Below are 22,765 nucleotides of genomic sequence, written 5' to 3'. Positions count from 1 at the left end.
CTTTTGTTGATAGTTCAGTAGTTAAAATTAATAAAATCAGGCCGAAACCTTCGGTTACTCCCCAGATTATGGTATTACTTGCCATCGAATCTTCCTGTGATGAAAGCTCCGCTGCGGTGCTGGTAGACGGGCAGATTCGTTCCAATATCGTAGCAACTCAGCTTATTCATCAGCAATACGGCGGCGTAGTGCCCGAATTAGCGTCCCGAGCCCACCAGCAACACATCGTGTCGGTGGTACAGGAAGCCTTAGCACAGGCCAAAGTTACAAAAAAGGACCTGAACGTGATTGCCTTTACCCGCGGACCGGGCTTATTGGGAGCTTTATTAGTAGGAACTTCCTTTGCTAAATCGCTGGCCTTGGGTCTGAATATCCCGTTGGTGGATGTGCACCACATGCAGGCTCACGTGCTGGCTCATTTCCTGCAAACGCCTCATCCCGCCTTTCCTTTTCTGTGCTTAACGGTTTCGGGCGGACATACGCAAATTGTACTCGTCCGGGATTACCTCGACATGGAAGTCATCGGAGAAACGCAGGACGATGCCGTAGGCGAAGCCTTCGACAAAACGGCGAAACTCCTGAACCTTCCCTACCCTGGTGGCCCTTTGATTGACAAATATGCTAAAGAAGGTAACCCCGAACGGTTTCCTTTTCCGGCTGTGGATACGCCCGGATTAAGTTATTCTTTCTCTGGAATCAAGACGGCCATTTTATACTTTTTAAAGAAAGAAACGGCTCAGAACCCTAACTTCATTGAAGAAAATCTGGCGGATATCTGTGCTTCGGTGCAGGCGGCGTTAGTTCGAACGTTATTAACCAAACTCAAACGAGCCGCCCGCGAAACAGGTATTCGGGAAATTGCCATTGCTGGTGGTGTTTCCGCTAATTCTGGTTTACGGAAAGAACTTCAGGAAACGGGCGATAAACTCGGCTGGAATGTCTACATCCCTGATTTTGAATATTGCACGGATAACGCCGCCATGATCGGCATGGCTGGTTATTACAAAGCCGTACGAGGTGAATTCTGCCCGCAAACCGTTTCTCCTTTACCCCGAATGGACTGGTAATCACAAACATCGAGCACTCGCATTTCCATGAAGCAGAAAATGCAGTGGGCTCGATGTTTGTCAAATTCTTGTAAAGATGCGATTGTAAAACGTCGACTATCAATCGAATAACCGCAGCGGCCGCCGTTAGAAACGATCAACTACTTTTGTTATCTATATTACTTAAACGTCTTTTCGTATTCGTCTGGCTTAAAGCCCAGAGCCACTATCTTTCCATTGGACTCAATCAAAGGGCGGCGAATGACGGACGGTTTTTCCAGCATTAAGACTACCGCAGAAGCTTCGTCCGTTGGTTTTTCTTCCAGTTTCTTCCAGGTCGTTCCGGCTTTGTTGACCAAGTCCTCCCAGGATTTTTGCGTTAACCAATGTTCAATGATTTCCCGACTAACTCCCTGCTTTTTGTAATCGTGGAATTGGTACGTAATGCCCTGATCGGCGAGCCATACGCGGGCTTTTTTTACGGTATCACAATTCGGAATGGCGTATAATGTATACATATGTATGCTGGCAAATCAGGTTATTTATCAAACTTACGCAAACCTGAAATTTTCAAACTAATGAGTATTTCACGAAAAAAGAGCGGCATTCCCAAAGGATACCGCTCTTTTTTGTCTGTTCTTAGATCTTATTTTCTAGGTTCGCGTTTTTCCAGGAATGATCCAATGTAGAACGCAGAAACCATCAGCAATACGAAGAATGCCAGAGGAACATAAGTAGGAAGTGGAATATTCAGTAACATATCTGTGTAATGATCAGTGTTCAGAATTCGGTACGTGCAAAAGTAAGCCACAAAGCTTAAACTCTAAAACCATTTTTCAAATTACAGCACACCTTTTGTACTGGGCAGATTATTGAGCTCTTTTACTTCCCGGCGAACGGCCATTTTAATGGCTTTTGCCCAGGCCTTAAAGATGGCTTCAATTTTATGATGCTCGTTATCCCCTTCTACCTTAATATTCAGGTTCGTAAGCGAAGTATCGGTAAAGGATTTGAAGAAATGGTGGAATAACTCCGTTGGCATATCCCCAATTTTCTCCCGGCGGAAATCCGCCTCCCAAATCAGCCAGGGGCGACCGGAAAAGTCAATGGCTACCTGAGCAAGAGCCTCATCCATGGGTAATAAAAATCCGTAACGGGCAATGCCGCGTTTGTCACCCAGGGCTTTGCGGAAGGCTTCACCGAGAGCTAAAGCGGTATCCTCAATGGTATGGTGTTCGTCAATGTGCAGATCGCCCTTGACTTTAATGGTCAGATCCAGTCCACCGTGTTTAGCTAACTGATCCAGCATGTGATCGAAGAATCCAAGACCCGTCTCAATGTTGGCTTTACCCGTTCCATCCAGGTTAAGTTCAACAAAAATCTGCGTTTCCTTCGTATCGCGTTGAACCCGTCCGATTCGGTCTTCGAGTCTTACTTTCCGGTAAATTTCATCCCAATCAGGTGTAGCCAAAGCCACTACGGCTTCCAGCTCGGGGGTTAATAAGCTACGTTCGGATTCCTTATAATCGGGCTCCACCAGAATCGCTTTTGCCTCCAGATTTAAAGCCAGCCGCACATCCGTCAGACGATCACCAATCACGTAACTATTCGCCAGATCATAACTGCCGTCCAGATACTGCGTCAGGAGGCCCGTTCCGGGTTTGCGGGTAGGTAAATTTTGCTCCGGGAATGAACGGTCAATGTGTATGGCGGAGAACTTCACTCCTTCCTTTTCCAGCGTTTTCAACATTTTATTCTGAGCTGGCCAGAAGGTATCTTCAGGAAACGAATCCGTGCCGAGGCCATCCTGATTGGTAACCATGACGAGTTCATAGTCTGTTTCTTCGGCAATTTTCCGAAGGGCAGAAATGGCTTTGGGCAGAAATTCCAGTTTTTCGAGGGAATCAATCTGAAAATCGGTTTGCGGCTCTACGATAATCGTTCCGTCCCGATCTATGAATAAGGCTTTTTTCATGTAAACGATTTTGCTGCAAATTTGAATAAGAATCAGTGACTTTGAACGGTTATCGGCTCATTTGATGAACAGATTCCAGGAAAATTTACAAACAATGATACATTTCATTGATTATACTGGATTTTTCCACCACATAGTACAATTTAGTTGCAGAAGCGAACTCTTTCACCGTATTTTGCATTTGTATTTATAGCAGTGGAAGATATACATAGTTCTGCTGACTAAAAAGGCCTCCCGTCTGCCTTGCTCTGATTAGGTTCGCGTGCCGAACCCTCCTTTGTAGCTCACACTTTGGTCATCAGAAGCCCGACGGATGTGTAGGCATCGTTGTGGTTTATTTTACATCATTTTAAAACCGATTGTACCACAAACTTCCTGTTTGTGACGTCTTTGGTTACAGGCAGCCGCCTGTGGATGACCGGAGCACAAGGAACTCTTGTGGTATTACTAATTCATGGAGAATCAAATTTTATTTGCTGACCTGGGTCTTTCCGACGAGGTTAAGCAAGCCGTCGCGGAAATGGGTTTCGTGGCACCTTCGCCTATCCAGGCAGAATCTATTCCTCACTTACTTGAAGGTCGTGACGTTATTGGCCAGGCTCAAACGGGTACTGGTAAAACTGCCGCCTTTGGTATTCCCTTAATTGACATTATTGACCCTAACGAAAAAGTGATTCAGTCGCTTATTCTTTGCCCCACCCGCGAATTAGCGGTGCAGGTATCTGAAGAGCTTCGTCGACTTGCTAAATTCAAAAAAGGGGTATGGATCACTGCTATTTATGGTGGTGACAGTTACGAACGCCAGAACCGTGACCTGCGTAAAGGCTGCCAGATTGTGGTAGGTACGCCGGGCCGGGTAATGGACCATATTGATCGCGGAACACTCCGTCTGGATAATATTCGTTACATCGTATTAGATGAAGCGGATGAAATGCTGGATATGGGCTTCCGGGAAGATATTGAAACGGTATTAGCTGACTGTCCTGAAGATCGTCAAACGGTGTTCTTCTCGGCTACGATGCCTAAGCCTATCATGGACTTAACGAAACGTTACCAGAAGAATCCCCAACTGGTAAAAGTAACGAAGAACGAAGTAACCAATGTTAACATTGAGCAGAGTTGGTATGCCGTTCGTCCAGATGCAAAATTCGAAGCAATGTGCCGTCTGATTGATTTCCACCAAATCAAATTGATGCTGGTGTTTAGTAATCAGAAAGCACGGGTAGACGAAATCGTTGAGCAATTCCAGATGCGGGGTTATGCCGCTGAAGGTCTGCACGGCGATATGCGTCAGGCTGCCCGTACTCAGGTGATGAGCAAGTTCCGTGCCGGTACGACTCAAATCCTGGTAGCAACGGACGTAGCTGCCCGTGGTATTGACGTAGACAGTGTGGAAGCCGTATTCAACTACGACGTTCCTATGGATTCTGAGTATTACGTACACCGGATTGGTCGTACGGGCCGTGCGGGTAAGTCTGGAAAAGCCTTTACGCTGGCTTCAGGCTCAGAAAAATACCGCATCCGCGACATTCAGAACTATACGAAAGTAGAAATCATCCGTGGTAAATTACCCACTTTTGCTGATGTATTTGCAATCAAGAAAAACCGCTTTATCGAACGCGTACAGCAGACGATTGAAGAAGGTACTTCTGAGTTTTACGCTGACGTATTAAGCACCCTCGAAGAAGCTGGACATGAGCCTGCGGCAATCGTATCGGCTTTGGCTCAGTTAAATCTGGGTGGTGTAAAAACAACGGAAGATAACCTGGAAGAACAACCTCGGAATAATAAATTCGAAGGTCGTGATTCTCGCGGTGGTGATCGCAATGGCAGCCGTTTTGGCGAACGTCGCAGCAACGATCGCTTCGGTGATCGTCGTGGTAACACTGCCGAACGTAACGGTAACACGCGTGAGCGGGTTGATCGGGAAGGTAAGCCTTTCCGTCGGGGTGCAGATGCCGGTATGGTTCGTCTGTTTATCAACATCGGTAAGAACTTCAAAATCACGCCTAGCCACATCGTTGGAGCCATCACTGGCGAAACCGGTCTGCCTGGTAAAGTGATTGGTCAAATTGATTTATTTGACAGCTATTCATTCGTGGACGTTCCGAAAGAACACCACCAAACGGTTCTGAGTGCTCTGGATGGCAACACCATCAAAGGCAAACGCGTAAACGTTGAAGTAGCGAAAGGATAATAGGGTTTAGGGTTGTGTGTTAGGGGTTCTGAGTTTTTTTATCCTTTACATTAAACCTGCCTATATAAAAAAGCGAGTCTGGGTATCTATTTGATACTCAGACTCGCTTTTTTATTTTAAGCTATTCATTAACTCCGAACGCAAAACTCTCCACACTAAACTATAAACGCCAAACCTGTTAAAGAAAGTTAAGGCTTTAAACGTGGCTGATGGTTTCTTTTCATAGTCTCGAAAATGAAAAAATCATTGATACTATAAACAAAAACGCCATGAAAACCTCCTTGTTAAACAAAGCTTTCTTTTTCGCTGCTACCCTTGTGATTGGTTCTGTTGCCGCTGCTCAGGCTCAGTCTTACGGTCGGTATGATGACCGGTATGATCGTCGGGACCGGTACGAAGATCGTCGCTCCGAAAGCCGGGGCCGTTTTAATCCTGAGTTTCGTCAGCAACAACAAAATAGAAGAATTGAGCAGGGAATCCGTTCCGGTCAGTTGAGTCGTCGTGAAGTGCGTAACCTGAAACGCATGCAGGCTGATGCAGATCGTGCCATCTGGTCTGCTCATGCCAATGGGTACTCTTCCCCCCGCGAACGTTTGATCATTAATGACTTACAGGATCGCATTGACCGGGCCATTACCTGGGAAAAACGCGACGGACAACGTGGTTATGACCGCTGGTAATTATGGACTTTCATTTCTCTCCATTGCTTTCCTATTAATAGAATACCGTAGTAATTGGTTTGACAGGTTATCAAAGTGATCGGTGAATATTTCGCCGATCACTTTTCTTGTTAACGCCTAAAACATTACCTATTTTTCACCGTTATCTACTTGACACATAGCGACTAAGCCGCTTGTAACTAGTTCTATGTGTTCCGGCGATTACAGTCTTTTACTCTTCCAGGTTTCAACCTTATTCAACAAATCAATGATTTATCCTAAAAACCTCCGTCGTTTCTTCAGTATGGGTGCATTGGTAATGCTCCTGATTCCCGCCGCAGAAGCCCAGGTAGCTTTTAGTCTTCACGGCACCCTGGCAGCTCCAACGCTGGATGATGCCAATACCCGTGGTGGGGCAGGTGCCAATCTGAAATTATTTCTCGGCAAACAATTTGCTATTGGAGCGGCTGCCAAGTACATCAGCCTTTCTTACGAAGCTAATAACAGCATAGGTTTACAGGCCATCGGTTCGCTGATTCCAGTAACGGCTACTGCTGACTATTACCTGACTTCCGGTTTTATTCGGCCCTATATTGGTGGAGAAGCTGGAGCGTATATCCAACGTTATGATTTACGCCAGGGTACTAATAGCCTATACGAATCTAAAACTACCCGATTTGGGGCAGCTCCCAAAGTTGGCTTAGCCATTGCTATCGGAAACTTGGGAGTCTTTGCCGAAGGGAATTATCACTTCATCTTTTCAAACAAAGACGGTAGCCCCGATATTACTTCAAGCAGTAACATAAGCTTCAAAAGACCTCAGAACCTTTGGTCGCTTAATGCTGGCATTACCTTCGGATTCCCCAATTCCAATTAATCTACGTTACGTAGATTAAACAGGAAGTTAGCCTACATTGTGTAGATAAATAGCCTCTTTTTATTGAAAAAGTACTAATTATATTCACATAATTAGTACTTTTTTTATTTTACATTCGTGTATATTCTTGATCTAATAAGCCGTTACAGTTCTTGAAACTCAGGCTTGCTATTTTTTCATTCACTGATCCGATTATACATGAAAAGTACTGCATTAGTACCCCGCCTTCTGCTATTTGTTCTGTTCATCCTCTCTGCTCAGCTCGCTAATGCCCAAATTGCCTATACCTTACATGGTACGGCAGCAGTAGCCAATTACCCCTATGCTCCACTTAAACCCGGTTTTGGGGCTGGGGCCAAGCTGTTTATCACTTCGTATTTTGCCGTGGGAATTGCGGCAAAATATACGGCTCTTGGTTACAAGCATAAACAATCCTCATCTTCGATTATTACAAATACGGGGTCGCTTATTCCTATTACTACTACTGCTGATTTGTACTTAGCTAAGGGGCCCGTTCGTCCTTACATGGGTCTCGAAGCGGGAGCTTATTTCCATTCCCTCAAAACGGATGTAGAAGGCAATGGCTCTTACAGAGCTACCTATACTAAACTAGGCACTGCTCCGAAGCTTGGTATTTCATTCAAAGTCAATAAGTTATCTCTATTTGCTGAAGGTAGTTATCAGTTTTTATTTGGAAGTACAAACGGTAGTGTAACCGATCAAACCGTAAAGTTCAGATGGCAAACGCCCAATCAATACTGGTTTTTTAACGCCGGAGTCTCTTTCGGAATGCCCTGATCAAAATAATATTTGGCTATTACCGCTAATATATGTACCCATCTGAGGGCATACACATAGGAGCACAAACCAATGTTGTAGATATTATTACCCATTATTCAAAGCTATGCCAAGCCCTATGTATGGTTTGGCATCTTTTTTTATATTACATAAGTACAATTGTTAAACTAGACAACTATCCATGAAAACAATTCGATTCTACGCTAGTATGGCTCTGGTGGCTATGTTAGCTACCTTCAGCACAAAATCATTCGCACAAGTTGGTTTCACGCTTCACGGTACAGCCGCCGCTCCTAATATTGACGGTGCGGAAGTAAAGCCAGGGGTTGGTGCAGGTCTGAAAGTATTCCTCGGTCCTAACGTAGCCGTAGGTGCAGCCGCCAAATACATTGCTCTTTCTTATGATTACAATCAATCAGTTGGAAGCAACGTGGAAAACAAAGGTTCTTTGGTTCCTCTTACTGGTACATTAGACATTTTCCTGACCAGTGGTGTGGTTCGTCCTTATATTGGTGCTGAGGCTGGTGCTTACATCCGTAACACCAAGGCAACCATTTTGGGTAACGAATTCAAAAGCTCACGTACTAACTTCGGTGCCGCTCCTAAAATTGGGGTAGCCTTTGCCTTAGGTGGTGTAGGCCTGTTTGCCGAAGGTGCTTACAACTTCATCTTTGGTAACAAAAATGGTAGTGCAAACATTGGTTCAGGCAGTAATATTAGCTGGGATAACCCAAGCAAACTGTGGGCCGTTAACGTTGGTGTAACCTTTGGTTTCCCACGTACGAACGACTAAGATCTAAAATCGAAGTACGAAGTGTTGTTTAGGCTGTTTATTGCCAAAAAAGACTAAGCCCACGAAGAACAAATCGATTGTTACCGTCACGCTTGGATGAGCCTGGATTTCGATCCAGGCTTTTTCCATTTCTGGTGACCAGTGGATATCATCAAAGACAAAAACGCTGTCCTGATGAGCTTTCTTTAGGCATTGCAGAAAGTATCGAACCGTAGGTTCATAGCGATGGTTGGCATCGAAGAAGACAAAATCAATTTGCGAAACCTGTTGTGTTTGAGTAACCAAAGTTTCATCGAGATTCCCTATTACTAATTCAACCTTTGAAGCCTGAAGTTTTTGAAGGTTTTTAGCCGCCACCTGAGCCGTCTGCGGACAGCCTTCAAAGCTATAAATTTGAGCTTCAGGAGCAGCTTTGGCCTCGTAAAGTGTAGTAATACCCAGTGAAGTGCCCAGGTCAAAGAGAACGGTAGGCTGAAAATACTGAATCAGGCGATACAGCAACTGGGAAAATTTGGGCGTCTTCTGAGCGTTTCTTGCAATGGTGGAAACCTTCCGAAGCGGAGTATTACTTAGTCGGGAACCCGCTCCGTAATCGACGACTTCAATCTCCAGTGTACTACTTTTCATCTCCGAACGAATAGCCTCAATTTCCTGAAAACCGACTTATCTACCGAGTTACGAATAACTTTGGTGTATAGTTCGAAAACAAACGGAGAGTGAATCGAATGCTCGTTTTTCGCAGAAAACAGGTAACGCAGGAAAGCAGTAATCAAAATATATTCGCCCGTAAAGGTTAACCTGAGTTAACCTTTTTGAAGCCGTTAAAATGAGTAACAAAAAGAAAATAGCTCTAAAGCTTAGTTGAGCTTGTAAGGAACAATAAGCAGGAATTCAGGAATCTGAACGGAAAACTCGCGACCGTCGTACGTACGCTCCATCAAATAGCTACCGGCCATTTTACCCATGGTGGTTTGCAGGTTGCTTCCCGAAACGTATTCATGAATTTCGCCCGGCTCCAGCACGGGTTGTTGCCCGATAACGCCTTCCCCTTCTACTTCGCGAATAGTGCCGTTGGAGTCATAAATGAACCAATGCCGACGACGAAGACGAATGGTGTGATCCGACTGATTTTCAATGCGTACGCGATACGTGAATACAAAATGCTGCAAGGAAGCATTTGAATGGTCGGAAATAAACTCCGTAATCACACTAACTTTGACGCCTTCTGTAATAGCCGTTACCATAATCGTTTCGTAGTTTGCCGAATGGATTCTTACTTACTAAACAATCGAAATTAACCATCATCCCGATACGGGGCAAATCCTGGAATTGATTTTTATGAATTCTTAATAAAATATCTACGGGAAAAGCTCTATTCAGGTCGTTAATGATCCCTGTTATTCTTAATTTTTTACCTTATGAACGTTCAAATCGCCGAATCCTGGAAGACCTATCTACAGCCGGAGTTCGAAAAACCTTATTTTCAGACGCTCGTAGAATTTATTAAGCAAGAATACGCCACCAAGCAGGTTTACCCACCGGGCAAGTTAATTTTCAATGCGTTCAATCACTGCTCATTTGAAAATACGAAAGTAGTTATTCTCGGCCAAGACCCTTACCACGGCCCTAATCAAGCTAATGGATTGGCCTTTTCGGTGAATGATGGCGTTCGTACACCGCCCTCACTGGTTAATATTTTCAAGGAAATTAAAGACGATCTGGGTAAGCCTATTCCACATTCGGGTAATCTCGAACGTTGGGCAGATCAGGGGGTATTACTTCTTAACGCGACCTTAACCGTTCGAGCGGGAGAAGCAGGTTCACATCAGGGAAAAGGCTGGGAAACCTTCACTGATGCGGTTATACGTATCTTATCGGAACAGAAAGAAAATCTGGTTTTCCTGCTTTGGGGAGCTTATGCTCAAAAGAAAGGAGCCGTTATCAATACCGAAAATCACCTGGTCTTGAAGTCCAAGCACCCCTCTCCTATGTCAGCCAATTATGGAGGCTGGTTTGGTAATAAACACTTTAGCAAAACTAACGATTACCTGCGAAGCAAGGGATTACCGGAAATTAACTGGTAATGGAATAAGGTTGAAGGTTGGTTCTTGACTGTTTAAGAAGTTTGAGGCGACGTTTGATACATTAAGCTGCTGACAACGTACTATAGGGTTCATTTTACCAGACTACCATTTGGGATAACTTATTGATAGTTACCATGCCGTTACCAGCATGGCCCGGCCAGCTTTCTCGCTGGTACTACTACTCCTTGTAACTCGACAGTAACTCGACACGATCAAACACACTGCTGCCAGCTTTTTCGCTGGCAGCGGTAATTCCTCTAAAATTATTTTACTAGGCTACCTACCATTTGGGGTAACCCAGCGTTAGTTAGCATGCCGCTGCCAGCGTGGCCCGGCCAGTGAAAAAGCTGGCAGCGGTAACCCTACTATTGTTTTACTAAACTACCGTTTTTGGCAATTAACTATACAGTAGATTCGTCATTAATTGGATTGAACTCATACTGGCGGCAATACCACTAAAATAACTTCATCAAAGCATTCTCAAACTTTCAAAAGAAACCAAATGATCACGTCATTCAAATTTCTTCCGCATTAACTCCATTTGATCGCACATTTTTATCATGAAATAGCGGCGAGCCATGTCATGTTCTTCGATGAAATGTTCGATTTGCTGTTTATCAAAAACGAGTAAGATTGACTCATCATTCACCTTTACAGAAGACTGATGAGATTCATTTAATAAGGCTTCATGCAGCCCTAAAAAGCAGCGACATCCCTGCAAACGATGGCCCGTCTGAGCTTCTTCATCCAGAATATCTACCGATCCATCTTTCAGATAGAAAACGAACTCTGCGAGTTGTTGTTTTCGGTATAAATATTCTCCTTTGTGAGCATAAAGTTCAGTCCCACGGGCCAACAGTATTTTCTCCGTATCTAGTAGCATAGCTCTTCGTCTGGCTTTTGGGAATCAATTTCACCTGATTCATTAAAAGCTTATTTCTAAGGCGAAGTTGTTGAAAATCTGGCAAGTAAGAAATGATATAAATCAGTCGAAGAATTGAGAATTTCCGAATATTAATAAACAGAAACCCGATTCTTATCCATATTTATTAATCGTACAATTGACTGATTTTTAATAAGCGATCAGGCTTCACAATGGTAATGGTGCTACCGTGAGAAGTAACGATTCCATCCTCCTTAAATTCAGACAAAAACCGAATAACCGTCTCCTTAGCAGTACCTACAATGGCTGCTAAATCTTCCCGGGAAATGGAAATACTAAAGGGAGCATTTTCTTCTTTTTTCTGATACGTCGAACGCAGTAATAATAAAGCCTCAGCGAGTCGTTCACGTACGGGTTTCATCGCTAAATGAATCATTCTTTCCTGCGAATCACCGAGTGCTTTAGCTAACATTTTCATCAAATCATTAGCCACTTTTACGTTCGAGTCAATCAGGTTATTAAAATCCGAAGCGGGCAAAAAACAGGCTTGTGTATCGTCTAAAGCCACAGCTGAAGCTGTGTATTTCGCATTTTCAATTAGCGAACGATAGCCTAACGTATCGCCGGGTTTAGCCAGACGAATAATATGTTCTTTACCATCAGAATTCAGGCGGCTGATTTTTACTTTTCCATCGAATACACAGAACAAGCCAAAGGGTCGATTTCCTTCGTGGAAGATAACCTGTCCCTTTTTATACGTATGAAAGCACTTGTTTTCATTCATGCCTTCCAGCTCTTCATGCTGACAGTTTTTGAAAAGTGAAAATTCACGAAAAGCACAACGTTGGCATTCGGGAGCAGCTTGCGATTTCATCAGATTCTAGTGGATCTCGGGCAACGGTTCCGATTGAATCCCATGTTCGAACAACGGGCCGTTACGCTTATTAACAATACGCCGTTCCGTTTAGACTATTCTTCCGGGTTGGCATTACAAAGGTGACAGAAGTTATCAGTTCAAAAAATGATATAAATCACTTTGTGCACTTATTCCTTATCATAGGCCGCCGGGGCAATGAATCGGAGCTTTGATGTCGAATTGGGGGCCTTATCTAAAGAACTACTCGTACCGCAGAAAAATTTCTTTCCAGTGGGTATTTCTTGTTAACGTCAGCCCCTTTCCTGATCCATGCATACAATCCAGGATTCCGTTCTTACCCCGACGCATTGTTACCACTGCGGTAACGAATGCCCTGAAAAGGCCTTCGAGCAGGACGATCATTCGTTCTGTTGTGAAGGATGCCGGACGGTCTATGATCTGCTTTCGCAGAATAATCTATGCCGTTATTATACCCTTGAAGATCAGCAGGTAGGCATTTCGCCTTCTTCCAGTCGATTTGAATTTCTCGACCATGCGGAAGTGAGCCAGTCTTTACTTGATTTTCAGAACGATACCCAGTCTAAAGTTACTTTCTATATCCCCAGCATTCACTGCTCGTCGTGTTTGTACTTACTGGAGCATCTCAATCGGCTGAACCCGGCGGTGCTGAGTAGCCGAGTGGATTTTCTGAAAAAGCAGGTTTCCGTTTCATTTTCGAAAGAGGTAACGCTGCGGCAGTTAGCCGAGTTGTTAACTTCCATTGGTTACGAACCGCTGATTAGCCTTCAGGATGTAGTCAAAGAACAGCAGAATCCTGGCTATCGAAATCTGTTAAGCCGCGTGGGTGTGGCGGGATTCTGTGCGGGGAATATTATGCTTTTCAGTTTCCCGGAATACCTGGGGCTGGAAGATGCCTCCTACAAAATTCTTTTCGGGTGGCTGAGTTTAGTTCTGTCCATTCCAGTAGTGTTTTACTCCGGCTGGGAATACTTCGAGTCCGTTTACAAAAGCCTGCGTGCCGGGCGTTTAAATCTGGATTTTCCGATTCTGCTCGGGATTCTGGTGGCCTGGTTGCGGAGTGTCTACGAAGTTATTTTTCTGCACCAAAATGGATATTTTGACTCCCTTACCGGACTAACTTTCTTTTTATTAGCCGGAAAATGGTTTCAGCAGAAAACCTACTCCTTTTTGTCTTTCGAACGGGATTATAAATCCTATTTTCCTTTAACCGCTACGCTGGCCGAAGCATCTGGTTCGACTCTGGAAGTTATCCCTGTTCAACAGTTACAGAAAGGTAATCGCATTCGCATTCGTCACGGCGAGTTAATTCCCGCCGATGGTTTATTATACCGGGGCTCGGGACTGATTGATTACAGTTTTGTTACTGGAGAAGCCCTACCGGAACCGCATCAGGCGGGGGATCTGGTTTATGCCGGTGGCCGACAAATGGGGGATTCCATTGAAATGGAAGTTCTCAAAAACGTTTCTCAAAGTACACTTACCCAGCTCTGGAATCACGCTTCGTTCTCCAAAAATCAGAATAGCGTGCTGAAAACCTTTGCCGATCAGGTAGGTAATTACTTTACCATCAGCGTGCTGATTCTGGCCTCATTGACAGCAGGGTACTGGTACTTTCATGATCCCTCTAAAGTGCTCAATGCCTTTACGGCGGTATTAATCATTGCCTGTCCCTGTGCGTTGGCCCTTTCTTATCCCTTTGCTCTGGGGCATGGCTTGCGAATGTTAGGCCTCCGCAAATTATACCTGAAAAACGCCGAGGTGATTGAGCAAATGGCTCAGTGCGATACCATTGTTTTTGATAAAACTGGAACATTAACAACTACCGAAGAACAACCCATTCAATTCATCGGAATGGCTTTAAGCCCCGAAGAACGGCGGATGGTGGCTTCGCTGGTTCAGCATTCCAATCACCCCCTGAGTATAAAAATCCAGCATTTTCTCCATGAATCCTACCCTCTTGAGTCCGTCGAAAACTTTGCCTCTTTTACCGGTAAAGGGTTATCAGGAACCATTCAGGGACATGCGATCAAAATAGGTTCCGCATCCTGGGCGGGAGCGAATGTAGCTCCACAGGAAGGCAGTACAGTATTTGTCAGCGTGGATCAGATATGCCGAGGTTATTTTCTCCTGCATACGTCCTACCGCCAGGGACTTGACTCCATGCTGACCCAACTTCGCCCCAGGTATCAGCTTTACCTGCTTTCCGGCGATTCTGATTCCGAAAAAACGGCTTTACAGCAATGGTTTTCCCCAGAGAATATGCGTTTTCGGATGAAACCCGAAGATAAACTGGCCTTTATCGAGCAATTACAGAAAGCAGGAAAACGAGTGATGATGCTGGGCGATGGGCTGAACGATGCCGGAGCCTTGAAACAGGCTCATGTGGGTATTGCTTTAACGGATAACACCCTGCATTTCAGTCCCGCCAGCGACGGTATTCTGGAAGCCAGCCAACTCAGAAATTTACCAAAGATGCTTAAGTTCAGCCGCATGGGACTCTGGGTAATTCGCTTCAGTTTTCTGATTTCACTCATCTATAATTTCATCGGACTGAGTTATGGCCTAACGGGACACCTCGCCCCCATTGTGGCCGCCATTCTTATGCCCGTCAGCTCTGCTACCATGGTTTTTATTGCTACGCTGGGAATGAACCTGGCTAGCCGCCGACACCTGCCTCAACCTTCAGCCTACCTTTAAAACAGCTCTTACTAACTCTTTTTTTCATGTACATCTTTTTGTTTTTCATTGCCCACTGGTATCTATCCTTATTTTCACAAACGTTTTTTCTACATCGCTACGCAGCACACCAGATGTTTACCATGTCGAAGGGATGGGAGCGGTTTTTCTACTTTTTCACCTGGGTAACTCAGGGTTCCAGTTTTTTAAGTCCGTATGCGTATGGGGTTATGCACCGCTTACACCACGCCTTTGCGGATACCGAAAAAGATCCGCACTCCCCCAGTTTTTCGGACAATGCCTTCGACATGATGTGGAAGACCAAAACCATTTATAACCGCATTCTGCACCACAAAGAGAACGTGGACCCTAAGTATTTCAAGAATGTGCCCTACTGGGGTTTCATGGAAAAGATTGGCGATAACTGGATTTCACGGGTGGGCTGGGGAACTGCCTACACCCTATTTTACATCCACTTCGCAACGAGCCCCTGGCAATATCTGTTACTGCCCATTCATTACCTGATGGGTCCCGTTCACGGGGTAATTATTAACTGGTTTGCTCACAAATATGGCTATACCAATTTCAAAGTAAATGATACTGCGAAGAACCTGTTACCCTTCGACTTTCTGATGATGGGAGAATCGTATCACAACAATCACCACAAGCTTGGCGGTCGGGCTAACTTCGGTGTTCGCTGGTTTGAATTTGACCCTACGTTTCCAGTTATTCTGCTACTGAACGCCGTTGGTGTGCTGAAGCTGAAGAAGAACAATGATTTGAATTATATGTAGGTAACTTACCGCTCCCAGCGAAAAAGCTGGCAGCGGTTATAGCCTTCCACAGTCGCTTGGCTTTATCGGAGTAACTGCGAGAGGCAAATCTGTGAGGTAGTAAACATAGTTTACCCCGAACTTGGTCTTTCCCCAAACAAACGTAGAGACGCATTATCGCGTCTCAGCCGAGGAAAGGGAAATCATTGGGAGGTTATAAATCAATTCTACCCAGACGCGATAAATCGGCGTCTCTACTAAGGCGTTCTTTAAAATGTAGTACGACGCAGTCTCAATAAATGAAAGTTTATCAGGGCGGCACCTAGCCTTTTATTTTCTACGAGGCTGGTAATCTTCGTAAAAACGATCCTCGAAGGTATGGCCACTGGGAACCCCATCTTTCAGAATGCGATAAACCATCCAGCCTACCAAGACCGGAGCCAATATCCAGAGGGTAACGATGAGAGGCAGGGAAAACCAGCCCATGTTCGCTCCGATGGTGTAAAGGAGTAAATAAAGCGTAGCAAAAAAGACCGGGAAGCGAACGTTTTTCATGGCTGGATTGATTGAATGGTTAATTCAGAATCCTTATACTTGAATTCTGCTTAAATGATTCGCCGCCCGCTTTTCGCGAGTAGCCCCATAACTAACAACTAACTGCCAGCAGAAAAGCTGACAGCGAAAGACGATATGAATCCTCCCTCAAAAAAGATGTACCTTGATAGTTCAGAAGCCGTTCGGCATTTGGTGGATTCTTTCTATGAAAAAGTTCAGAAGGATGAGTTCCTGGCTCCTATCTTCACCGACGTTGCTCAGGTAGATTGGGCCAAACACTTACCCAAAATGTACGGTTTCTGGGAAAACCTGCTGTTAGGGAATAACAGTTACCACGGTCACCCCTTTCGTCCGCATTTGATTATTAATCAGAAGCATACCTTAACCATCGAGCATTTTGAACGCTGGTTAACACTCTTTACGGAAACCCTTGCGGAAAATTTTGAGGGCGAAGGGGCGGAAAACGCCCGACAACGAGCCACGCAGATTGCCCTGGTCTGGAACAGTAAGCTCGAATACCTCAATAACGATTCTTATATGGAGAATTAAACTCCATTTCTTGCTGGCCTACCCTTCGAAAATCACCCTCCGGGGTGATTTTTGTCATTTTTAAGAGTGTCCTTTCTCCTGACCTTTGAAACTGAAAATCAAAGGTTTATGAAAATCATTTTTCTTCTTATCGGCATTAGTCTTCTGCTGGCTTTAGGCTTTTTGGCTGCCTTCTTCTGGGCCATGAAATCCGGGCAGAATGATGATTTGTATACACCCAGTCTCCGAGCCTTACTCGACGACGAAGCCTGAGTTCACATTAACCATTCCTGTATCCCATGATTTCCTATTCTTCTACTGAAATCGCCCCACCTAAGCTCGAACGCTTCGCGTACGACAACAAGGTCGTTAAAGCCTTTTCCATTGCTACCATCATCTGGGGGTTAATCGGTATGCTGGTCGGTGTGATTGCCGCCACGCAGTTGTTTCAGCCCGCCATGAACATGGATAACCAGTACACCACGTTCGGTCGCATCCGGCCTTTACACACTAATGCCGTGATTTTTGCCTTTGTGGGTAATGCCATTTTCATGGGCGTTTATTACTCTCTGCAACGGCTGCTGAAAGCCCGGATGTTTTCGGATGTATTAAGCTGGATTCACTTCTGGGGCTGGCAGCTCATCATCGTTTCTGCCGTAGCAACGCTGCCTTTGGGGATCACCTCTTCCAAAGAATACGCCGAATTAGAATGGCCCATCGACATTGCCATTACGATCATCTGGGTGGTTTTTGGCATTAACATGTTCGGAACGATCATCAAACGCCGTGAACGTCACCTGTACGTGGGAATCTGGTTTTACATCGCCACGTTTATTACCGTAGCCGTTCTGCACGTGGTGAACTCCTTCTCCATTCCGGTTACCTTCCTGAAGAGTTATTCTATGTACGCTGGCGTTCAGGATGCTCTAGTGCAATGGTGGTACGGACACAACGCGGTGGCGTTCTTCCTGACCACGCCTTATCTGGGGCTGATGTATTATTACCTGCCCAAAATGGCCAATCGGCCCGTTTACAGTTATAAACTTTCCATTCTACACTTCTGGTCGCTGATCTTTATTTACATCTGGGCTGGCCCTCACCATCTACTTTATACAAGTTTGCCTGACTGGGCTCAATCCCTGGGAACAGCCTTCTCTATTATGCTCATTGCTCCGTCCTGGGGTGGTATGATTAATGGTCTGCTGACCCTTCGCGGAGCCTGGGATAAAGTACGGGAAGATGCCCGGCTGAAATTCATGGTCGTGGGGGTTACGGCTTACGGGATGGCGACCTTTGAGGGTCCGATGCTTTCGTTGAAAAACGTAAACGCCATTGGCCACTTTACCGACTGGATTGTGGCTCACGTACACGTAGGTGCTCTGGGTTGGAACGGCTTCCTAACCTTTGCCATTCTGTATTACCTGATTCCTAAAATGTGGAAGACGGAAATTTACTCGAAACGGATGATGAACATCCACTTCTGGCTAGGCACACTCGGTATTCTGTTCTACGCCGTTCCGATGTATATCTCAGGCTTTACGCAGGGAATGATGTGGAAAGAATTTACGCCCGAAGGAACGCTCAAGTATCCCGCTTTTCTGGAAACAACGCTGCAATTGTTACCCATGCACATGATGCGTGCCATTGGCGGAGCCATCTATCTGCTTGGGGCTATTCTGATGGCCTATAACCTCTTCAAAACCATGGCTAAAGGCAGCTTCGTAGCTAACGAATCCGCCGAAGCTCCGGCTCTGGAGAAAGCATACGTACCCACAGGGGAAGACACCTACTGGCACCGCGTCTTCGAACGTCGCCCCATGCAGTTATTGGCAGGTTCATTAATCGTTATTCTGATCGGAACGGTGCTGGAATTGATTCCAACCTTTACCGTTGAGTCCAACGTGCAAACCATTGCCTCTGTCCAGCCCTATACGCCACTGGAGCTTCAAGGACGCGATTTATACATCCGCGAAGGTTGCAATAACTGTCACAGCCAGATGGTACGTCCCTTCCGTTCCGAAACCGAACGCTACGGGGAATACTCCAAAGCGGGCGAGTTCGTATATGATCACCCGTTCCTCTGGGGTTCTAAACGTACCGGCCCGGATTTACACCGCGAAGGAGCCAAATACCCTGATTCCTGGCATTACCACCACATGAATGATCCGACGAGTATGTCTCCGGGATCGATCATGCCGGCCTACCCTTGGTTGTTAACCCAAAAGCTGGATAACTCCACTCTGGAGGCCAAACTCAAAGCCATGCAGTCCCTCGGGGTTCCTTATGATGACTACGCCATTTCACAGGCTTCTGCTGACGCCGAACAACAGGCCGAAGCCATCTCGGTACGCCTGAAACAGGAAGGGATCAAAGTTAAATCAGACAAGGAAATTGTCGCCCTGATTGCCTACTTACAACGTCTGGGAACGGACATCAAGAAGGACGAAGCGGCTTTGAAATAAGTTGATGGTTGTTGGTTCGTAGTTGTTAGTTCTCCCGACTATAACCGCAACGGCAGCCGCCAACAACCATCAACCAACAACTAACAACCAAACACATGTTTCGCAACCTCATCACCCAGCTTCAGGGAACCGATTTCTTTATGATTTCGTCGCTCGTCATCTTCGTTGCCTTTTTCGTTACGGTAGGTCTTTTCGTTTTTCTGACCGACCAGAAACACCTACAGGAAATGAGTAAAATGCCTTTGGAATAAATGAGTTTTCAGTTGTCTGTTTTCAGTTTTCAATCGTAAACGGACAACTGTAAACTGCAAACTGACATAAAATGAACTTTGAAATAAAAACGGGCGAAGAGTTACTACTGATGGTATTACTCATTTGCCTGATCTTCGGAGCTTTAGCCTTGCTGTTTTCTACCCTTCACTTATACTTAACGGTAAAAAGTACCTTACCTACGAAGGAAGAAACCAAAGTAGATGTCTACGAAGGCAGTAGCATCTGGAATCGTATTTTCCGGGTACCGCCCTCTTCTACCAACGAACAGTTACTCATGGCCCATGCTCCCGATGGCATTCAGGAATTGGATAACCCAACGCCAGGCTGGTTTATGGGCCTGTTCTATATCACCATTATCTGTGCAATTGGCTATCTGATTACCTACCACGTCATCGGCGACGGCGATGTGATGCATCAGGAATACACCGCCGAAATGGCCGCTGCTGAACAGGCTCACGAAGCGTATCTCAAGAAGTTTGCTAATGCGGTGAATGAATCGAATGTAACGGTACTGAAAGATCCAAAATCCATCGAAGCTGGGAAAAAGCTCTTTGACCAGAACTGTACCGCCTGTCACGGAGCGGCAGCTGAAGGCAAAGTAGGTCCGAATCTGACGGATGCCTACTGGCTACACGGCGGAACGATTAAAGCAGTCTTCAAAACCATTACCGAAGGCGTGCCCGACAAGGGAATGATTTCCTGGAAGAAGCAATTGAACCCCATTCAGATTCAGCAGGTTTCGAGTTATATTTTTTCACTCCAGGGCAGTAAACCCGCCGGAGCTAAGGCACCTCAGGGCGAGGAAGTGAAGCCCGAAGAGGTAGCCCAAAAACAGTAAGTCATGACTACCGCAGATGATCTATTAGAGGACCTCGCCATCACTTCGGGGAAACGTCAGTATCCGCGTTTACCCGAAGGCGGGCGACTCTATCGCTGGAGAGGAATCGTAGCCGGAGTTTTATTGCTCACCCTCTTCGGCTTACCCTGGCTTGAATTTGAAGGGCATTCGCTGTTTCTTTTTAATGTTCTAGAGCGGAAATTCATTTTCTTCGGGGTACCGTTCTGGCCACAGGATTTCCACCTGGTAGCCATCGGCCTGCTTACTTTTATCTTGTTTATTGTGGTTTTTACGGTAGCGTTTGGACGCCTCTGGTGCGGCTGGGCCTGTCCGCAGACGGTTTTCATGGAAATGATCTTCCGGAAAATTGAGAACTGGATTGAAGGCGATTACAAAGCCCAGAAACGACTCCAGGCAGCTACCTGGACGGCTGAGAAAATCAGAAAAAAGGCACTCAAACACGGACTGTTTTTACTGATTGCTTTCGCTATTTCCAATACCTTTCTGGCTTACATCATTGGTAAAGATGAATTGCTTCGTATCCAGACGGATGATCCCGCTAACCACCTCGGCGGCTTGGCTGCGATCCTGATTTTTACGGTACTTTTTTATCTCGTTTTCGCCAAAGTTCGTGAAATGGTATGCGTCGTCATTTGTCCCTATGGACGATTGCAGGGTGTATTACTGGACAAAAAATCAATCGTGGTTGCTTACGATTACGTTCGGGGTGAGCCTCGGGGGAAACTCAAAAAACAGGATACGGCTCCCAAAGGCGATTGTGTGGACTGCTCGCTCTGCGTACAGGTTTGTCCGACGGGCATCGACATTCGAAAAGGTACCCAGCTCGAATGCATCAATTGTACGGCCTGTATTGATGCCTGTGATGGGGTCATGAACAAAATTCAGAAGCCCATCGGACTGATTCGTTATGCCTCCCAGGAAGGTATTGAGCAACATAAAAAATTCCGTTTTGATGGTCGATTACAAGCGTACACCGCTGTATTAGTGGTATTAATCAGCGTACTCAGTTATCTATTAATTAATCGAAAAGACGTCGAAACAACGGTGTTACGGGCTTCTGGGTTAACTTTTCAGCAACAGGACAACGGACAGGTTTCCAATCTCTACACGGTAGAAGTTATTAATAAAACCTTCCGCCCCATCGAACTAAATTTCAAAGTAAAAAATCCTGATTTTCAGTTACAATACGTGGGGCAGGCTCTAAAAACAGTCCGACCAGGCGAGTTAACGAAGGGTTCTTTTTTCTTACTAACACCCGCCAAAAAGATTACCGAAAATAAAACGCCCATCGAAATTGAAGTAACCGCCAACGGTCAGCTCATCGACCAGGTAAAAACCAATTTCATGGGACCAGTAGAATGAGTTTTCAGTTTGCGGTTGTCAGTTTTTAGTTAAATAAAATAACTCACAATCGCCGCCCCAAGTCTAGCAACTGAAAACTGAAAACAAACAACTGAAAACTAAAAAGATGAACTGGGGAAAATCGATCATTCTTGCCTTTGTTGCCTTTGGCAGCTTTATTGGCTTTCTGGTCTATCGCATGGCCAGTACTAAAGTAGATCTGGTGCGGAAAGATTATTACCAGACTGAAATGGCTTATCAACAGCAAATCGACCGGATTCAGAACAACAAATCCGCTCATAATCCTTTCAAAATCAACCACCAGCCTTCCAAGAAGGAAATTCAGTTTTCCATCCCTAAAGGTTTAACGAAGGGCCGGATTCAGTTTTTCCGCCCCTCCGACGCTCAATTGGATTTCAATGTAGCCGTTGAGCCCAACCATACCGAACAAATCGTTTCTACGCGAAAGCTAAAAACGGGTCACTGGCGAATCAAAATCACCTGGACCGATGGACAACAGGAGTATTATACGGAAGAGGAAGTTAGGTTGTAGGTGCTAATCTAACCCCTCATGAGGTTAGATAGGCTTGGATATAATCCGGGGTTCGGTTCGTACAAACTGGGTCATCCGCCGTGGTTGGTGAGGACACCAACCACTAGGCTTTATATGAATGGCTGGTGAAGACACCAGCATGGCGGGAGAGGAAGTTAGTTTGTAGAGGGTTCTCCAACTCCAAGGGGGGTTAAATAATCCGAGACCCGCCAGGGGGACACATTTTCCGCCGTGGTTGGTGAGGACACCAACCACTTCCTTTACCCTTGGCTGGATACCCCGGATTAGCATCCGGGGCTACTCATATTAAACCCCTCCGGGGTTAGGGTTCCCTTTTCAAACAACTCCCCTACCTTTATGGGTTTTCTCTTTCCAAACTGAAAACTGAAAACTGAAAAACTGAAAAACTGAAAAACTCAAAACTCAAAACTCAAAACTCAAAACTCAAAACTCAAAACTGAAAACTGAAAACTGAAAACTCAAAACTGAAAACTCAAAACTCAAAACTCAAAACTGAAAACTGAAAACTCAAAAC

At 45.3% G+C, this 22,765-nt stretch carries 23 protein-coding genes; 16 read left to right on the top strand and 7 right to left on the bottom strand.

All coding sequences use genetic code 11. The features are described 5' to 3' along the window. Positions 1-68 precede the first annotated feature (68 nt). Positions 69-1,067: a tRNA (adenosine(37)-N6)-threonylcarbamoyltransferase complex transferase subunit TsaD gene (gene tsaD / locus BWI96_RS14785; RefSeq protein ID WP_106637332.1), complete on the top strand. Its 999-nt coding sequence runs from the start codon at positions 69-71 to the stop codon at positions 1,065-1,067. A gap of 158 nt (positions 1,068-1,225) precedes the next feature. On the opposite strand, the gene BWI96_RS14780 is transcribed toward tsaD, so the two are convergent. Beyond that, on the bottom strand, positions 1,226-1,564 hold the full coding sequence (locus BWI96_RS14780; protein ID WP_106637331.1) for an ArsC family reductase: 339 nt from the start codon (positions 1,562-1,564) through the stop codon (positions 1,226-1,228). A gap of 323 nt (positions 1,565-1,887) precedes the next feature. Beyond that, complete coding sequence (hisB, locus tag BWI96_RS14775) at positions 1,888-3,021, bottom strand: bifunctional histidinol-phosphatase/imidazoleglycerol-phosphate dehydratase HisB (RefSeq protein ID WP_106637330.1); 1,134 nt, start codon at positions 3,019-3,021, stop codon at positions 1,888-1,890. A gap of 454 nt (positions 3,022-3,475) precedes the next feature. Here hisB and BWI96_RS14770 point away from each other — a divergent pair, with 454 nt between their 5' ends. From BWI96_RS14770 to BWI96_RS14750, 5 genes are all read left to right on the top strand, one after another. Continuing rightward, positions 3,476-5,218 (top strand): DEAD/DEAH box helicase, encoded by a 1,743-nt coding sequence (locus tag BWI96_RS14770; protein WP_106637329.1) that lies wholly within the window; start codon positions 3,476-3,478, stop codon positions 5,216-5,218. A 269-nt stretch (positions 5,219-5,487) separates the two neighbouring features. Next, a complete protein-coding gene (locus tag BWI96_RS14765; protein WP_157830378.1) occupies positions 5,488-5,898 on the top strand; it encodes a hypothetical protein in 411 nt (136 codons plus the stop codon). Positions 5,899-6,145: 247 nt separating this feature from the next. Further along, complete coding sequence (locus BWI96_RS14760; protein ID WP_106637327.1) at positions 6,146-6,754, top strand: hypothetical protein; 609 nt, start codon at positions 6,146-6,148, stop codon at positions 6,752-6,754. 198 nt (positions 6,755-6,952) lie between these two features. Next, positions 6,953-7,552, top strand: coding sequence for a hypothetical protein (locus BWI96_RS14755; RefSeq protein ID WP_157830377.1), 600 nt, complete (start codon positions 6,953-6,955; stop codon positions 7,550-7,552). A gap of 181 nt (positions 7,553-7,733) precedes the next feature. Beyond that, positions 7,734-8,345 carry an outer membrane beta-barrel protein gene (locus tag BWI96_RS14750; protein ID WP_106637325.1) on the top strand — a complete coding sequence of 204 codons (612 nt, stop codon included), beginning with the start codon at positions 7,734-7,736 and terminating at the stop codon, positions 8,343-8,345. Positions 8,346-8,348: 3 nt separating this feature from the next. Here BWI96_RS14750 and BWI96_RS14745 read toward each other — a convergent pair whose 3' ends face one another. Both BWI96_RS14745 and apaG read right to left on the bottom strand, forming a co-directional pair. Continuing rightward, positions 8,349-8,972 (bottom strand): O-methyltransferase, encoded by a 624-nt coding sequence (locus BWI96_RS14745; RefSeq protein WP_369804177.1) that lies wholly within the window; start codon positions 8,970-8,972, stop codon positions 8,349-8,351. 230 nt (positions 8,973-9,202) lie between these two features. After that, a complete protein-coding gene (apaG, locus tag BWI96_RS14740) occupies positions 9,203-9,589 on the bottom strand; it encodes a Co2+/Mg2+ efflux protein ApaG (RefSeq protein ID WP_106637324.1) in 387 nt (128 codons plus the stop codon). Between the two features lie 174 nt (positions 9,590-9,763). On the opposite strand from apaG, the gene BWI96_RS14735 reads away from it, so the two are divergent. Continuing rightward, positions 9,764-10,429, top strand: coding sequence for a uracil-DNA glycosylase (locus BWI96_RS14735; RefSeq protein WP_106637323.1), 666 nt, complete (start codon positions 9,764-9,766; stop codon positions 10,427-10,429). 511 nt (positions 10,430-10,940) lie between these two features. Here BWI96_RS14735 and BWI96_RS14730 read toward each other — a convergent pair. Both BWI96_RS14730 and BWI96_RS14725 read right to left on the bottom strand, forming a co-directional pair. Then, the gene (locus tag BWI96_RS14730) at positions 10,941-11,312 is read right to left on the bottom strand and encodes a cyclic nucleotide-binding domain-containing protein (RefSeq protein WP_106637322.1); all 372 of its coding nucleotides are present in this window, start codon (positions 11,310-11,312) and stop codon (positions 10,941-10,943) included. A gap of 166 nt (positions 11,313-11,478) precedes the next feature. Beyond that, positions 11,479-12,186 (bottom strand): Crp/Fnr family transcriptional regulator, encoded by a 708-nt coding sequence (locus BWI96_RS14725; protein ID WP_106637321.1) that lies wholly within the window; start codon positions 12,184-12,186, stop codon positions 11,479-11,481. Positions 12,187-12,498: 312 nt separating this feature from the next. On the opposite strand from BWI96_RS14725, the gene BWI96_RS14720 reads away from it, so the two are divergent. Then, positions 12,499-14,907, top strand: coding sequence for a heavy metal translocating P-type ATPase metal-binding domain-containing protein (locus BWI96_RS14720; protein ID WP_198555265.1), 2,409 nt, complete (start codon positions 12,499-12,501; stop codon positions 14,905-14,907). A 26-nt stretch (positions 14,908-14,933) separates the two neighbouring features. Next, complete coding sequence (locus BWI96_RS14715; protein WP_106637320.1) at positions 14,934-15,680, top strand: acyl-CoA desaturase; 747 nt, start codon at positions 14,934-14,936, stop codon at positions 15,678-15,680. A gap of 309 nt (positions 15,681-15,989) precedes the next feature. Here the strand turns inward: BWI96_RS14715 and BWI96_RS14710 are convergent, their stop codons facing one another. Continuing rightward, on the bottom strand, positions 15,990-16,214 hold the full coding sequence (locus tag BWI96_RS14710) for a hypothetical protein (RefSeq protein ID WP_106637319.1): 225 nt from the start codon (positions 16,212-16,214) through the stop codon (positions 15,990-15,992). Between the two features lie 135 nt (positions 16,215-16,349). Here BWI96_RS14710 and BWI96_RS14705 point away from each other — a divergent pair, with 135 nt between their 5' ends. The 7 genes from BWI96_RS14705 to BWI96_RS14680 all read left to right on the top strand — a co-directional run bounded on the left by BWI96_RS14705 (position 16,350) and on the right by BWI96_RS14680 (position 22,230). Then, entirely contained in the window at positions 16,350-16,763 is a 414-nt protein-coding gene (locus BWI96_RS14705) for a group III truncated hemoglobin (protein ID WP_106637318.1), read from the top strand. A gap of 108 nt (positions 16,764-16,871) precedes the next feature. Continuing rightward, positions 16,872-17,015, top strand: a complete 144-nt coding sequence (gene ccoS, locus BWI96_RS14700) for a cbb3-type cytochrome oxidase assembly protein CcoS (RefSeq protein WP_106637317.1) — start codon at positions 16,872-16,874, stop codon at positions 17,013-17,015. Positions 17,016-17,041: 26 nt separating this feature from the next. After that, on the top strand, positions 17,042-19,204 hold the full coding sequence (ccoN, locus tag BWI96_RS14695; protein WP_106637316.1) for a cytochrome-c oxidase, cbb3-type subunit I: 2,163 nt from the start codon (positions 17,042-17,044) through the stop codon (positions 19,202-19,204). 95 nt (positions 19,205-19,299) lie between these two features. Next, complete coding sequence (locus tag BWI96_RS21660) at positions 19,300-19,455, top strand: hypothetical protein (RefSeq protein WP_157830376.1); 156 nt, start codon at positions 19,300-19,302, stop codon at positions 19,453-19,455. A gap of 71 nt (positions 19,456-19,526) precedes the next feature. Beyond that, the gene (locus BWI96_RS14690; protein ID WP_106637315.1) at positions 19,527-20,315 is read left to right on the top strand and encodes a cbb3-type cytochrome c oxidase N-terminal domain-containing protein; all 789 of its coding nucleotides are present in this window, start codon (positions 19,527-19,529) and stop codon (positions 20,313-20,315) included. Positions 20,316-20,318: 3 nt separating this feature from the next. Next, positions 20,319-21,698: a cytochrome c oxidase accessory protein CcoG gene (gene ccoG, locus BWI96_RS14685; protein WP_106637314.1), complete on the top strand. Its 1,380-nt coding sequence runs from the start codon at positions 20,319-20,321 to the stop codon at positions 21,696-21,698. Positions 21,699-21,804: 106 nt separating this feature from the next. Beyond that, positions 21,805-22,230, top strand: a complete 426-nt coding sequence (locus tag BWI96_RS14680) for a FixH family protein (protein ID WP_106637313.1) — start codon at positions 21,805-21,807, stop codon at positions 22,228-22,230. Positions 22,231-22,765: the final 535 nt, after the last annotated feature.

The organism is Siphonobacter sp. SORGH_AS_0500, assembly GCF_002838835.1.
Taxonomy (GTDB): Bacteria; Bacteroidota; Bacteroidia; order Cytophagales; family Spirosomataceae; genus Siphonobacter.
This window is presented reverse-complemented; position numbering and strand designations above follow the sequence as displayed.

Bases quoted from the DNA above. Each gene is read 5' to 3' on its own strand.
- tsaD (WP_106637332.1), top strand. From the start codon at position 69: ATGGTATTACTTGCCATCGAATCTTCCTGTGATGAAAGCTCCGCTGCG.
- BWI96_RS14780 (WP_106637331.1), bottom strand. From the start codon at position 1,564: ATGTATACATTATACGCCATTCCGAATTGTGATACCGTAAAAAAAGCC.
- hisB (WP_106637330.1), bottom strand. From the start codon at position 3,021: ATGAAAAAAGCCTTATTCATAGATCGGGACGGAACGATTATCGTAGAG.
- BWI96_RS14770 (WP_106637329.1), top strand. From the start codon at position 3,476: ATGGAGAATCAAATTTTATTTGCTGACCTGGGTCTTTCCGACGAGGTT.
- BWI96_RS14765 (WP_157830378.1), top strand. From the start codon at position 5,488: ATGAAAACCTCCTTGTTAAACAAAGCTTTCTTTTTCGCTGCTACCCTT.
- BWI96_RS14760 (WP_106637327.1), top strand. From the start codon at position 6,146: ATGATTTATCCTAAAAACCTCCGTCGTTTCTTCAGTATGGGTGCATTG.
- BWI96_RS14755 (WP_157830377.1), top strand. From the start codon at position 6,953: ATGAAAAGTACTGCATTAGTACCCCGCCTTCTGCTATTTGTTCTGTTC.
- BWI96_RS14750 (WP_106637325.1), top strand. From the start codon at position 7,734: ATGAAAACAATTCGATTCTACGCTAGTATGGCTCTGGTGGCTATGTTA.
- BWI96_RS14745 (WP_369804177.1), bottom strand. From the start codon at position 8,972: ATGAAAAGTAGTACACTGGAGATTGAAGTCGTCGATTACGGAGCGGGT.
- apaG (WP_106637324.1), bottom strand. From the start codon at position 9,589: ATGGTAACGGCTATTACAGAAGGCGTCAAAGTTAGTGTGATTACGGAG.
- BWI96_RS14735 (WP_106637323.1), top strand. From the start codon at position 9,764: ATGAACGTTCAAATCGCCGAATCCTGGAAGACCTATCTACAGCCGGAG.
- BWI96_RS14730 (WP_106637322.1), bottom strand. From the start codon at position 11,312: ATGCTACTAGATACGGAGAAAATACTGTTGGCCCGTGGGACTGAACTT.
- BWI96_RS14725 (WP_106637321.1), bottom strand. From the start codon at position 12,186: ATGAAATCGCAAGCTGCTCCCGAATGCCAACGTTGTGCTTTTCGTGAA.
- BWI96_RS14720 (WP_198555265.1), top strand. From the start codon at position 12,499: ATGCATACAATCCAGGATTCCGTTCTTACCCCGACGCATTGTTACCAC.
- BWI96_RS14715 (WP_106637320.1), top strand. From the start codon at position 14,934: ATGTACATCTTTTTGTTTTTCATTGCCCACTGGTATCTATCCTTATTT.
- BWI96_RS14710 (WP_106637319.1), bottom strand. From the start codon at position 16,214: ATGAAAAACGTTCGCTTCCCGGTCTTTTTTGCTACGCTTTATTTACTC.
- BWI96_RS14705 (WP_106637318.1), top strand. From the start codon at position 16,350: ATGAATCCTCCCTCAAAAAAGATGTACCTTGATAGTTCAGAAGCCGTT.
- ccoS (WP_106637317.1), top strand. From the start codon at position 16,872: ATGAAAATCATTTTTCTTCTTATCGGCATTAGTCTTCTGCTGGCTTTA.
- ccoN (WP_106637316.1), top strand. From the start codon at position 17,042: ATGATTTCCTATTCTTCTACTGAAATCGCCCCACCTAAGCTCGAACGC.
- BWI96_RS21660 (WP_157830376.1), top strand. From the start codon at position 19,300: ATGTTTCGCAACCTCATCACCCAGCTTCAGGGAACCGATTTCTTTATG.
- BWI96_RS14690 (WP_106637315.1), top strand. From the start codon at position 19,527: ATGAACTTTGAAATAAAAACGGGCGAAGAGTTACTACTGATGGTATTA.
- ccoG (WP_106637314.1), top strand. From the start codon at position 20,319: ATGACTACCGCAGATGATCTATTAGAGGACCTCGCCATCACTTCGGGG.
- BWI96_RS14680 (WP_106637313.1), top strand. From the start codon at position 21,805: ATGAACTGGGGAAAATCGATCATTCTTGCCTTTGTTGCCTTTGGCAGC.